Below are 13,488 nucleotides of genomic sequence, written 5' to 3'. Positions count from 1 at the left end.
ATGATTAAAGAAAAAGCACAACCTTTATTAAATTATATAAGTAAATATATTTCTTTAACTGAGAGTGAAGAAGCATTTCTTCTCTCTAAAATCACTTACAGAAAATATTTAAAAGGGCAGTTTATGGTCCAGCAAGGTGATGTTTGTAAATATGAATGTTTTGTAATATCAGGTTGTACAAAGACCTTTTATGTAGATGAGGAAGGGCAGGAGCATATTGTTATGTTTTCTATTGAAGATTGGTGGACATCAGACATAGGAAGTTTTATTACCCAAACCCCAGCAGATTATAATGTACAATGCTTAGAAAATACAGAATTAATTATGTTCTTGTATGACGATATTGAACCTCTATATGAGAACATACCAAAATTAGAACGCTTTTTTAGACAAATTATAGAAAAAGCATTGGTGGCTTCGCAAAAGCGGATTGTTAGAAGTTTTAGTCTTTCAGCAAAAGACAGATATTTGTATTTTAGAAATCAATATCCAAAAATAGAACAACGTATACCTCAGTATATGATTGCTTCATACTTAGGTATAACAAAAGAATTTTTGAGTAAAATTAAGAGCCAGCTTATACTAGAACAATAAAAGTTAATCTAGATTAATATCATTTTATAATCTATGTTATTTTCAGTTAAATGGTTCTTTCAGACATTTGTATTATAATACTTAAAACAATATATTATGAATACATTAATTGAAAAAATAAGCACAGTAAACGATTTGATTCTTCAAGGAAGAGCATTAGAAGCTTTTGATGAATTTTATCATGATGATGTTGTGATGCAGGAAAACGATAGCCCCGAGTTTGTTGGCAAAGCCCTTAACAGAAAAAGGGAAGAAGAGTTTTTTGCAGCCATTACCGAGTTTAGAGGCGCGCAACCATTAAAAGTTACAGTAGGAGAAAGTACGACTATGGTAGAATGGTATTTTGATTATACCCATAAAGATTGGGGTATTAAAAACTATACACAAGTAGCCGTGCAAGACTGGAAGGATGGAAAGATTATTAAAGAAAAATTTTATTACGGATCATAAATTTAAAACAATAACAATTAAAAATTTCAAAATGAAAAACACAATTAAAGCATTAGCAATCGTAACACTTGCGGTTTTTACAACACTTTCTTTCACTACAATTGAAGGAAACAAAAAAGAAATAAAAACAGATAAAAGTGAAGTGGTTTGGAAAGGTTATAAAGTAACAGGTTCTCATGAAGGCACCATAGCCATTCAATCGGGTTCCTTAACTTTTGAAGAAGATAAGTTAACCGGTGGGGAATTTATTATTGATATGACCACTATAAATTCAACGGATTTAGAAGGTGAATACAAAGGAAAACTTGATGGTCATTTAAAATCTGATGACTTTTTTGGTGTTACAAATCATCCAACAGCGTCTTTAATTTTTAAAGATGTAGTAAGTTCCGGTAAAAATGCGTATACAGTTTCTGGTGATTTAACCATTAAAGGAAAAACAAACCCTGTAACCTTTACCATTTCAATTTATGGAAATAAAGCAACAGCATCTTTAAAGGTGGATAGAACAAAATATGATGTAAAATATGGTTCTGCAAGTTTTTTTGATGGACTAAAAGATAAAGCTATTTATGATGAATTTGATTTGGTAGCAGACTTAGAGTTTTAATTTAAAGATTAATTAAAATTATAACAAAGGCACTCAGAAATGAGTGCCTTTGTTATTTTAAACAATTTTGGTTAAACGTATTTAATGCTATATTTGCTCTCGTATTACGAGATTCAAATTTATGCCATTTAAAAAACTGATTCAGCCTTTAAAAGACACACTTGAAAACAAAGGTTTTGATACCCCATTAGCATTTCAAAAATCAATATTGTCAAAAATAAAAAGTGGCGCAAATCTCTTTTGCATTGCACCTAAAGGTTCTGGAAAAACTACAAGTATAGTACTTAGTGTGATTCAAAACCTAAACGGAAAGGCTTTTGAAGATGCGCCGAGAGTTTTGATTTTTGTAAAAGACAAACAAGCTGCTTTAAATTTGGAATTAGAATTTAATGCTTTTAAAAGAGGTACAGATTTAAGAGTATATTGCGCTTATGATGAACAAAATATAGATGTACAAAGGGATGAGATCTATGAAGGTGTTGATGTTGTTATAGCGACACCTAAACGCTTAAATAAAATCTTTTTTCTTAATGGAATAAATTTGAACAAGTTGCAAATGTGTATTGTTGAAGATGCAGAATTCTTGTTTAGAAATAACAATTTAGCAGAAATAACGCGAGCACCAGAAAGTATAGGTAAGTGTCAATACTTAGTGTTTTCAACAACGTTTGATAAGCGTTTTGAGCGTTGGCGAGACGCTTTTATGTTTAACGCAAAAATTATTAAATCTAAATAATTTTTAATGAAACAGTATTTTTTGTTTTCTTTTTTTATGGTCTCGATTTTTATTCTCTGTGCTTTTGTTGGAAATGCTCAAATTAAAAAAGAACATTTAAAATTAGGCTTTACTTATGGTACAGGTTCACAAAACAGGTTTCCTTTTGATTTAAAAGATTATACTCATGAGATAACCTTTTATAAAGTCCAAATAAATTATTTGTTAAAGCAAAAGCGTAAATGGGCTTTTGAATTTAATTTAGAACCGAGTTATAATGTTGCTGAACATCAGCTTTTAAATAAATGGTTTGTAAAACAAGAAGATACTGATAACTTTGAAGTATTAAGGGATTTATATACTCAAAAAAGAACGATTAAAGAGTATGTTTTAAATTTAGGCTTAATCGCCAGGTATACAATTTATAAGGATATAAGTATGTATGCTATAGCTAGTGTAGGTCCTATGATTGCAGATAGACCTACAGAGAGACTTGCAAAAGGTTTTGCGTTTTCAGATGTGTTTGGATTAGGGCTTTCATATAAAATCAATACGATTCAATTGGACTTTAGATATACGTTTAGACATACTTCTAATTTGGAATTTCAGCAACCCAATAATGGGCATAACACAACAAATACAGAGATTTCTGTGTTGTTTGATTTATAGCTCCTCTAGACATTAAGACCTTTAATTAATATTAGCTTTTACGACATTAATATTTTTTTTGTAATAGTTTACGCATTTTATTTTATTTCAATACTTTTACTTAACTTTTATAGAGACACTTGCATACTTCTATGTGCTAGTTGTATTAATGATATAGAAATTAGACAATGCTTATAAACAATTTTTCCCTCAAAACAGTTTGCATATATACATACTTTTTTGCGTTTTGTTTATTAGGATTTAGTCAAAAAAATGGAGATTATTATCGATTTATTGACTCCGCAGATTTTTATATAGATACCAGTTCAGATAAAGCTTTAGCTTTTTTAGATTCTATTCCAATACCTCTTGAAGATTATGTTTCAGGAAGACTCGCTGAATATTATGCTCTAAAAGTATTAATACATGATGACTTTAAGGAATACTCAAAAATGCACCAAAGCAATATTCTAACACTTAAATATGCCCAAAAAGAAAAAGCGTATAAGTTAGCAGGTCAGGCCAGTATAGATTTGTTTTCCGATTTATATTTTGTTAATGGAGATACTACTGCATTTAAATATTTAGAAAAAGCTAAGGCATATTATCAAAAGTGTAATTATTCCTATGGTCATATGGAGGTGGAGCAGATGTATGCCTATGCAAAATTCCTTGATGGAGATTACGAGGCCTGTAATAGTTTATTGTTAGAGCATTTAGATGCGTACAGAAACCATACTGAGGATGCTTATTTCAATATGTTTGCTGCCTATATGCTTACTTCTAATTATATATATCTTGATAATTTTAAAGACGCCCATAAGTACTTTAAGGAATTTATGACCTTAAAAAAAAATCAAACCATTGCAAAGTTTAATCATTTATCTTTCGAGAGTGCTATTCATGTTACTTTAGCAGATATACATTTTTATAATAAACAGATAGATTCCACATTCTATTATTTGCAAAAATCAACAAAATTGACAGAGTATATGGGCGAGGACGTGCTAACAAATTATTATGATTTGTATGCTAATGTTTATAAAGAGTTAGGGAATTTTGATGCTTCAAGGTCTTATATGGATTCTTTAATGGTTTTTAAGGATAAAATCTACAAAAATAATATTAATGCAAGTTTTCAAATAAATAAATCACTTTTAAAAGCAGAGTCTAATTTAAAGCTAGAAAAAGAAAAAAAGTTTTTTAGTATTGTAGTCGTTGTCGTTTTAGTTTTTATTTTGGCAGTATTAAGTGTTTTTTATTTTATTTTTTATAGAAAGCAGAAAATTAAGATAGATGATTTTAATAATAAAGCAAGTAATTTTTCTTATCTAAAGTCTAATAATGAAAAGTTGGCTGTAAAAGTTCAAGGTTTAGAAGATTATATAAATAACCTAAAAAAAGAAGTTAAGGAAATAGCAACTATTGATGATGCATCTAACCAGCGCGAAAGAATCAAAAGTTTTTATAAAAACTTACATCAAAAATCTACAACAATTTTAAACAAAAGTGAAAACCATTTGGAATTGGTTAATGACTTAAATGTAGAATTTTTTAAATTAATACAGGAGCACCATCCGGAATTAAATAAATCAGAAACTATTATATGTTATTATTTGTTTATAGGGTTTAATAATAAAGAGATAGCTGTATTCTTAAATGCATCATTAAGATCTATTGAGAGTAAGCGTTATAGAATTTCAAAAAAACTAAATTTTAATAAACAAGAAACGACTTTAGTTGAGTATTTGAACCAAACTTTTAGAGCTACAAAAAAATAGTAAATTTAGTATTTGTTTAGTCATTTTATAGTTTTGCGTAATTAATGCGTAATCTATTTTAATGCTAATTTCGTGGTAATTTATAATATTTGTACAGCTATTAATCAATACCCAATTCTACAAATAAAAACCTACTTGTTTTTTGTTTTTAAGCTTAAAATTATTGTTTGATATGCTTGGGTTGGTTGCGTTTCAAATTAAGTTTAGTTTTTAAAATAAGATTTATGGGGTTAATTAATATAAATTGTTTTTTAAAATAATTTATTTGATTATAAGTAAAAGGAGTCTAGAAATAGGCTCCTTTTGTAATTTATAAAGGGATATTACCATGCTTACGTTTAGGAGTATCTACTATTTTGTCTTCTAGCATTGAAAACGCTTTAATAAGCTTACGTCTGGTGTTTTTAGGGAGGATGACTTCATCTATAAAACCTCGTCTTGCTGCCCGGTAAGGGTTCGCAAATTTTTCAGCATATTCAGTTTCTTTTTCAGCTAATTTTTCGGATGGATTGTTAGCTTTGGCAATTTCTTTTCTAAAAATAATTTCACTAGCACCTTTGGCTCCCATAACAGCAATTTCTGCACCTGGCCAAGCAAAATTTAAATCAGCACCTATATGTTTAGAATTCATTACATCATAGGCACCACCATATGCTTTTCGAGTAATGACAGTAATTCTTGGTACGGTAGCTTCGCTTAAAGCATATAAAAGTTTGGCGCCATGTACAATAATGCCATTCCATTCTTGATCGGTTCCTGGTAAAAAACCTGGAACATCAACCAATACTAATAATGGAATATTAAAGCAATCGCAAAAGCGTGTAAAGCGGGCTGCTTTTTTAGAGCTATTTACATCCAATACACCAGCTAAAAACATAGGTTGGTTTGCAATAACACCAATACTTCTTCCACCTAAACGCGCAAAACCTACAATAATGTTTTCGGCATAATCTTTATGGATTTCATAAAAGGAATCGACATCTATAATTCCAGAAATGACCGAATGCATATCATAGGGCTTGTTTGGATTGTCCGGAACAATTTCGGATAGAATATCCCTAACTTCATCTTTAAGCTCAAAAGCCAGTTTTTCAGGGGATTCTGTGTTGTTTTGCGGTAAGTAACTCAATAGGCTTTTTAAATCCTCTAAACACTCAATATCGTTAGCTGATGTTTTATGAGCTACTCCAGATTTTGAGGCATGGGTGGAAGCGCCTCCTAATGCTTCACTGCTAACTTCTTCATTAGTTACTGTTTTTACAACGTTTGGACCTGTAACAAACATGTAGCTTGTGTTTTCAACCATCATCGTAAAATCGGTCATGGCAGGAGAGTAGACAGCACCACCGGCACAAGGCCCCATAATGGCCGATATTTGGGGGATGACACCCGATGCTTGTACGTTTCTGTAAAAGATATCAGCATAACCGCCAAGAGACCGAACACCTTCTTGAATACGTGCTCCACCAGAATCATTTAAGCCAATAATAGGCGCACCAACTTTAACGGCTAAATCCATGATTTTACATATTTTTTCGGCATGGGTTTCAGATAAAGCTCCACCAAAAACAGTAAAATCCTGTGCATAAACATAAACCAATCGGTTATTGACTGTGCCATAACCTGTAATGACACCATCGCCATAATACAGCTCATTTTCCATACCAAAATCGGTAGTTCTGTGGGTTACCAGAACACCAATTTCTTCAAAAGAACCTTCATCCATAAAATAATTAACACGCTCTCTGGCGGTTAATTTCTTTTTAGCGTGTTGTTTATCAATACGTTTTTGTCCGCCACCTAAATGGGCTAGGGATATACGTTCGTTTAACTTGTTTATTTTATCTTCTTTAGAGCTCATTGTTTACTTTTTATTCGGTTTTGGACAGTAGAAAGGACCAAAATGGCATTATGAAAAGCTTTTATTTTGGCAGACTTAATATTTTTTGGTCTTCTATATACTGTTTTACAGCTATTAAAGCGGCTATTTCTGCTTCGGTTTCGGTTTCGGCTTTTAAAGCTTCAGGGGAATAATAATTTTTAACAAAATGGGTGTCAAAATTCCCAGAACGAAAAGCGTCATGCTCACAAACATATTTACCAAAAGGTAGTGTGGTTTTTACGCCTTCCACATGATAATTGTCAACAGCTTTAATCATGAGTTGAATGGCTTCCTCACGGGTTTGCCCGTAAGTGATTAATTTTGAAAGCATCGGGTCGTAATAAATGGGTATTTCCATACCTTCTTCAAAACCATTATCTACGCGAATACCTTTGCCTAATGGGGGTTTGTAAACATTTAGATGCCCAACACTAGGAAGAAAGTCGTTTAACGGATCTTCGGCATATACACGTAATTCTAAAGCATGACCGTTAATTTTTAAATCGTCTTGTTTGATTTGGAGAACTTCACCACGGGCAATCTTAATTTGTAGTTCAACTAAATCCACTCCAGAAATTAATTCAGTAACGGGGTGTTCAACTTGCAATCTGGTATTCATTTCTAAGAAATAGAAATTATGGTCGGCATCTAATAAAAACTCTACTGTTCCTGCTCCTAAATAATCACAAGATTTGGCAACTTTAATGGCGGCTTCGCCCATTTTTGTTCTTAATTCTGGCGTTAAAATAGAGGATGGTGCTTCTTCAACGACTTTTTGATGGCGACGCTGAATACTACATTCTCGCTCAAAAAAGTGCAATATATTGCCATGGCTATCAGCCATGATCTGTATTTCTATATGGCGAGGCGAACTCACATACTTTTCAATAAACACGGAACCATCACCAAATGCAGAAGTAGCCTCGCTAATAGCACGATTCATTTGAGATTCTAGATCGCTGTCTTTTTCGACAACGCGCATGCCTTTTCCGCCACCGCCAGCTGATGCTTTTATTAAAATTGGAAATCCAATGTTTTTGGCTATGATCTTTGCTTTTTCAACATCTGTAATGGCTTTATCAATGCCTGGGACCATAGGGATGCTGTAATGCTTAACAGCATCTTTTGCTGCGAGTTTACTCCCCATTATTTTAATGGCTTTGGAGCGTGGCCCAATGAAAATGATGTTGTTTTCTTCGCATAATTCAGCAAAGGCTGCATTTTCACTTAAAAAACCGTATCCAGGATGAATGGCTTCAGCATGACATTCTTTTGCAACTTCAATAATTTTATCACCTCTAAGGTAGGATTGACTTGATGGTGCTTCACCAATACAAATCGCTTCATCAGCAAACTTAACATGTGGTGCATTTCTATCGGCTATAGAAAAAACGGCTACGGTTTTTATACCCATTTTTTGAGCCGTTTTCATAACTCTAACGGCTATTTCTCCACGGTTGGCTATTAGTATTTTTTTCATTGATATGTAAAATTAGCCATGAATTTATAATTATTAGATGTATCCAAGTGCTTCATGTTTTATGCTTTCATAATTTTGAAAAGCTGTTTTGTAAATATGTATTATTCGAATTCTATTAGCAATTGATTTTTTTCAACGGCTTCTCCTTTTTTTGCATAAACGGACTTAATAATTCCATCTCTAGGTGATGTAATGCTGTTTTCCATTTTCATGGCTTCTAGGATAAGTAAGGTGTCATTTTCTTTAACTTTTTGACTAGCTTCAATATTAATTTCAAGAATTAAACCTGGCATAGGTGCTTTAATGTCGTTTACATGTTTGGTCGTTCCATGAGCGAACCCCATTTTTTTTATTAATAAATCTAATTCATTGTAAATGTTAATATTGTAGGTGTTATTGTTAACCTTTACTTTATATATTTTATTATTGAAATCTGCATGGGTTATTTCTGCGTTATAGGGCTTTTTTTCTTTAAGAATATGATATTCAGATTTAGAAGTTTGAAGTGTGTTTAGATTTGAAATATCATTTTTATTAACTTCAAAATCAAATGTGTTATTTACTTTTACCTTAAAATTTTTACTCATAGTATGAAAATTGGTAGAAGTAAATATAAGGAATTTATGACCGTAATTCAATTTTGAAAAATAGATTTTTTAGGAAGTTTTTTTAATTTACAAGCGAATTTATTCTCCCGTTTTAATCCTTAAATTGCGAATTCTCTTGATGATTTTTAATGGCTTTTCTAGATAAAAGAATTCCGATAAATAAGGAGATAAAAGCGCCAATCCAAATACCAGGGACAAAATCTATGAATAAGAAAAAATCATAAGCGCCATGAAATACTATCGCTAGTAATAGTCCCGTTAAATTTAAAAACCTTTTGTTTTTTGAAAATTTAGCTTTTCCCATATAAAACCCCATGAGTATACCAAACGTTGCATGGGCAGGAACGGCAGTAAAAGCCCTCAATAAGGCGGTTTGATATCCGCTTTCTAATACGTAAAAAATATTTTCGGTAGCAGCAAACCCCATAGAAACCATTACGGCATATACAATACCATCAAAAGGTTCATTGAATGCTTTGTTAGGCTGTGCGTAGTATCTAACAATAATATATTTACTGAATTCTTCAGTTAGTCCAACTACAAAAAAGGCTTTTATAAATTGTTGAAAAATGCTGGTGTTATTGGTTAGCGGTAAAACAATATCAAAAGCATTATATAGAATGGTGGTAATGATAATACTGATAATTGCACCTAGAAGAAAATTATATAGTAGTAATCGATTTGGTTCTTTTTCGTATTTATCTTTAAAATAGATGTATATAATAATGATGACGATTGGTGCTAGGGCAACAAGAAGTAAGCTCATTTGGGACGATTTATAGTATTCTTTATTTCTTGTAAGACAAACTCATAATATGATTTATTTGAAGAGACAAAATGATTGTTATTGTGGTCTATATTTTTAATAAGTGTTTCAAATTCATTTAAAGAAACTAATTTTAAAGCTTCAACTTCTTCCTCTTGAGGTGTTAATTTAGAAAGTGGTTCTGTTAATTCGGTAATAAATGTATTGTGGAATTCATTGTCTTGAATACCGTTTTCGTAGGTTTGAAAGCATTCAAAAACACCAATTTTAAGTAATGCGTTTTCAGAGATTGATAAACCAATTTCTTCTTTGGTTTCTCTAATAGCTGCTTGTTCAGTAGTTTCTCCAGCATCAATATGTCCAGCAACGGAAACATCCCACATTAAAGGGCAAATGGTTTTTTTTGCTGAACGTTGCGATAATAATATACCACCATGTTTTGTGTAAAACCAAATATGTGCTGTATGATGATAATAGCCTTTTTGATGGATAACTGATTTTAATTCAGATTTCCCTGTTGGTTTTCCTGCTTTGGTAACTATGTCTAGATATTCCATTCTTTAAAATTAAAGTCAGACTATTTTGTTCCTAAATATACTGTTCCTGTAATTGGATTTAAATCGCTGTTAAAAAGATTTATTACATAATAATAAGTTCCTGTAGGCACTTTGTTTGATGTACCAATTGATGTACTGTTGGAAGTTCCGTTCCAGTTGTTTTGATAGTTATCTGATTGGTAAATTAGTGCTCCCCAGCGGTTAAATATTTTTAAATTTACTACAAATCCACAATCTTTTATTTCGTTGATTGTAAAATATTCATTCCATTGATCTTGGTTTGGTGTAACAACCTTGGAAACACTTATACTACTTCCATCAAAAGACAGATTAGAAGGTACGATTATAACTTGAACAAAATCTTCGATAACACGTCCACAGGCATCTATAAAATTCCAAGTATTGGTGTAAGTTCCCGTATAGTCACAATCACTATTTTGAATAAAATCCCCAGAAGTTTTAATAAGGTTAAAGTTACAGTTGTCGACAACGGGAATTAGTGCTTGGGCATCCAATAAGTCGTTTGGGTTATCTATGGATAATGTTCTGTCTAAACTACTAAAAGGTGTTTTCCATTGTGCAATAGGTTGGTTTATGGTTATTGGTAAAGGGGTTCCTAATTGGCAATCATCCAATATGTTTGAGCTGAAAGTAATAAACGCATTTGTATTTTCTTCTCCATTATATGTCGCAGTAAATAAAAGTTCAAAAGCTAAATCGCAGTCATCTTCAAGAAAATAACAGATGTCTTTAATAATTAATTCAAATTGAATATTTAATGCTGGGTCACCAATGTCTGCCAAACCATCTTCTATAAAAAACTGTAACAGCCTTGTATTTGTATTATAAGAATAGGTCACCCCATTAGGTAAATCATTAGCTGAAACAAATTCTACATTGTTAGGAAGGGTTTCAGAAAGTGTAATGTTAACGGCATTGTCATTTCCAGTATTGGAAAAATTAAAATCAAATAAAACAGTTTCACTTGTATTTGTATTGTTATCATTAGTATTAGAGTTAATGGTAATAGGGTATAAGCTTGGTGCCCAGACTTCAACAGACAACCCTACTAAATATAAACCATAGGTTTCTTGATTAGAAGCAAGCCTTAAGGATGCTGATGCTTGGCTATTACCTATAATGCTATTACTCGTATTATCTAATGAAAATACGGCAGCATCAAAACCTAAGGTATTTAAACTGGCTGGGTTTCTATCTGTGAAATTTGTATTATTTACAGTGATTTTGCTATTAAAAAAATTATCAAAATCCCTTAAAGGTGTATTAATGTCTACATAATTGCTTGCCGTGTTCTGAATTTGAAACCGGTCTCCAATTAAACTTCTATCACCTTCTAGGGAACCGATTAACATATTAACATTAACTGGACCGTTTGGTACCGTTCGAAAACCAGAAAAATCGATATCATAATTATTAAAATCTCTGGTAATATGTGCATAGCCATCAAATAGGCTAACGTTTTTTGATATCAATTCTGGGCTTTCATAAATAAAAACGATTTGCCATCCTCCAGATGTTCCTGTATTTCCTGTATTGTGTTGAAATAAAAACCCTGTTTTGGCTTCAACATTTGCAACTTGGTACTTACCGTATGGGTTTCCTAAGTTTGTTACTAAATTGGTAATATCTTTAAAACAGATATAAGGGTCATTACTAAAATGGGTGTCTCGCCCTCTGTAAAGGACATCGTCTGAAGTTAATGTTTCATAAGTGGTTTCATTAGGTAACATCAACTTGATGTCATTAAAATTCCAATCAGGTTGATTGTCCGCTCCACTCTCATTTTCTTTATCTGCTGCTGCCCAATATAGAAAGGCTTTTTTTATAGTTAAACAGGCCAATTGGGGTTGTGGATTAGCGAAATTGGCACTACTGGAATTAAACGTGGAAAGATCATCATCAATATCCACATAAACATTATCATCAAAGCTATGGTTATCGCTTTGACCATTATAGTTTTGGGTTGCTGTCCGCGATAATACATTATTGGCAATCATTGTAAAATCGCCGTGAATCATTTCATTAAATCGAGGGGAGAATTCTTTTTGAATTTGAGCGTAGCTATTCAAACAAAAAACAAATAAACTTATAAATATAAGTTTTTGTTTGGTGAATGGGCGTTTAGTTATATGTATAAAACAGTTGCCCATTAGGTTTTGTGCTTTTTAGTGAATGCTATAAAACTACTAAATTGAGTTCATATTAAGAAGTAGACTCGATTTAGTAGTTTATTAATGATTTTTTTACTTAAAATAACTAAAAGACTCGCCGTCTTTGATGTTAAGCAATGTTTCGTAAATTAATTTTATCACGTTTTCAACATCGTCTTTATGAACCATTTCTACAGTAGTATGCATATAACGAAGTGGTAACGATATTAAAGCTGATGCTACGCCACCATTACTATAAGCAAAAGCATCGGTATCTGTTCCTGTTGCTCTGGATAGGGCAGAACGTTGAAAAGGAATGTTTTTATCTTCGGCAGTTTCCGTAATTAAATCACGAAGTTTTTGTTGAACTGCTGGTGCATAAGCTACAACGGGGCCTTTGCCAAGTTCTAAATAACCTTCTTTTTTCTTTTCAATCATTGGCGTGGTAGTATCATGTGTTACATCTGTAACTATGGCTACATTTGGTTTAATGGTTTGTGTAATCATTTCTGCTCCGCGTAGACCAATTTCTTCTTGTACAGCGTTTGTAATGTAAAGACCAAAAGGTAACTCTTTTTTATTTTCTTTTAGTAGACGTGCTACTTCTGCAATCATAAAGCCACCCATTCTATTGTCTAATGCCCGACAAACAAATTTATCGTCATTAAGTATATGGAATTCATCAGGATATGTTATAACACAGCCTACGTGGATTCCTTTTTTTTCAACCTCTTCCTTAGTGGCGCAACCACAATCAATAAAAATATTGTCTGGCTTGGGCGGTTCTTCTTTTGCTCTGTTACGTGTATGTATTGCCGGCCATCCAAAAACACCTTTAATAATACCTTTTTTAGTATGGATATTAACTATTTTACTTGGTGCTATTTGGTGGTCACTTCCGCCGTTTCTAATCACATATATTAAACCGTTATCTGAAATATAGTTTACATACCAAGAAATTTCATCGGCATGGCCTTCTATAACGACTTTGTATTTAGCTTTTGGATTTATAACGCCTACAGCAGTCCCATAAGTATCTGTAATAAATTCATCTACATAAGGTTTTAGATAATCCATCCATAGTTTTTGACCATCCCACTCATAACCTGTAGGTGCTGCGTTGTTTAAATATTTTTCTAAAAAGTCCATCGACTTTTTGTTAAGTATGCTCTTGCTTGCCATTTATAAAAGTTTTGCACTAAAATAATAATATATTATCTAAAAAA

Annotated in this window: 13 protein-coding genes; 6 read left to right on the top strand and 7 right to left on the bottom strand. The window is 32.1% G+C overall.

All coding sequences use genetic code 11. The features are described from left to right. The 6 genes from ABD941_RS00950 to ABD941_RS00925 all read left to right on the top strand — a co-directional run bounded on the left by ABD941_RS00950 (window position 1) and on the right by ABD941_RS00925 (window position 4,798). A complete protein-coding gene (locus tag ABD941_RS00950; RefSeq protein ID WP_345272049.1) occupies window positions 1–594 on the top strand; it encodes a Crp/Fnr family transcriptional regulator in 594 nt (197 codons plus the stop codon). A gap of 96 nt (window positions 595–690) precedes the next feature. Continuing rightward, window positions 691–1,044, top strand: a complete 354-nt coding sequence (locus ABD941_RS00945) for a SnoaL-like domain-containing protein (RefSeq protein ID WP_345272048.1) — start codon at window positions 691–693, stop codon at window positions 1,042–1,044. Between the two features lie 31 nt (window positions 1,045–1,075). Beyond that, the gene (locus ABD941_RS00940) at window positions 1,076–1,654 is read left to right on the top strand and encodes a YceI family protein (RefSeq protein ID WP_345272046.1); all 579 of its coding nucleotides are present in this window, start codon (window positions 1,076–1,078) and stop codon (window positions 1,652–1,654) included. Between the two features lie 121 nt (window positions 1,655–1,775). Beyond that, window positions 1,776–2,390, top strand: a complete 615-nt coding sequence (locus ABD941_RS00935; RefSeq protein ID WP_345272045.1) for a DEAD/DEAH box helicase — start codon at window positions 1,776–1,778, stop codon at window positions 2,388–2,390. 6 nt (window positions 2,391–2,396) lie between these two features. Next, window positions 2,397–3,038 (top strand): acyloxyacyl hydrolase, encoded by a 642-nt coding sequence (locus ABD941_RS00930; RefSeq protein WP_345272044.1) that lies wholly within the window; start codon window positions 2,397–2,399, stop codon window positions 3,036–3,038. Between the two features lie 167 nt (window positions 3,039–3,205). Next, on the top strand, window positions 3,206–4,798 hold the full coding sequence (locus tag ABD941_RS00925; RefSeq protein WP_345272043.1) for a hypothetical protein: 1,593 nt from the start codon (window positions 3,206–3,208) through the stop codon (window positions 4,796–4,798). A 310-nt stretch (window positions 4,799–5,108) separates the two neighbouring features. On the opposite strand, the gene ABD941_RS00920 is transcribed toward ABD941_RS00925, so the two are convergent. The 7 genes from ABD941_RS00920 to ABD941_RS00890 form a co-directional block, all read right to left on the bottom strand. Further along, window positions 5,109–6,659 carry an acyl-CoA carboxylase subunit beta gene (locus ABD941_RS00920; protein ID WP_345272041.1) on the bottom strand — a complete coding sequence of 517 codons (1,551 nt, stop codon included), beginning with the start codon at window positions 6,657–6,659 and terminating at the stop codon, window positions 5,109–5,111. 61 nt (window positions 6,660–6,720) lie between these two features. After that, window positions 6,721–8,160 (bottom strand): acetyl-CoA carboxylase biotin carboxylase subunit, encoded by a 1,440-nt coding sequence (accC, locus tag ABD941_RS00915; RefSeq protein WP_345272040.1) that lies wholly within the window; start codon window positions 8,158–8,160, stop codon window positions 6,721–6,723. Window positions 8,161–8,261: 101 nt separating this feature from the next. Continuing rightward, window positions 8,262–8,747: an acyl-CoA carboxylase biotin carboxyl carrier protein subunit gene (locus tag ABD941_RS00910; RefSeq protein WP_345272039.1), complete on the bottom strand. Its 486-nt coding sequence runs from the start codon at window positions 8,745–8,747 to the stop codon at window positions 8,262–8,264. A 112-nt stretch (window positions 8,748–8,859) separates the two neighbouring features. After that, entirely contained in the window at window positions 8,860–9,534 is a 675-nt protein-coding gene (locus ABD941_RS00905; protein WP_345272038.1) for a PrsW family intramembrane metalloprotease, read from the bottom strand. Next, the gene (locus ABD941_RS00900; RefSeq protein ID WP_345272036.1) at window positions 9,531–10,091 is read right to left on the bottom strand and encodes an NUDIX hydrolase; all 561 of its coding nucleotides are present in this window, start codon (window positions 10,089–10,091) and stop codon (window positions 9,531–9,533) included. Before ABD941_RS00900 ends, ABD941_RS00905 begins: the two co-directional genes overlap by 4 nt. A 20-nt stretch (window positions 10,092–10,111) precedes the next feature. After that, the gene (locus ABD941_RS00895) at window positions 10,112–12,181 is read right to left on the bottom strand and encodes a T9SS type B sorting domain-containing protein (protein WP_345272035.1); all 2,070 of its coding nucleotides are present in this window, start codon (window positions 12,179–12,181) and stop codon (window positions 10,112–10,114) included. A 174-nt stretch (window positions 12,182–12,355) separates the two neighbouring features. Beyond that, window positions 12,356–13,444 carry a M42 family metallopeptidase gene (locus ABD941_RS00890; protein WP_345272034.1) on the bottom strand — a complete coding sequence of 363 codons (1,089 nt, stop codon included), beginning with the start codon at window positions 13,442–13,444 and terminating at the stop codon, window positions 12,356–12,358. Between the last annotated feature and the right edge of the window lie 44 nt (window positions 13,445–13,488).

Source organism: Flaviramulus aquimarinus (assembly GCF_039543205.1).
GTDB classification, from domain to species: Bacteria; Bacteroidota; Bacteroidia; order Flavobacteriales; family Flavobacteriaceae; genus Flaviramulus_B; species Flaviramulus_B aquimarinus.
The sequence above is the reverse complement of the archived record's forward strand: the minus strand, read 5'-3'. Positions and strand labels throughout refer to the sequence as shown.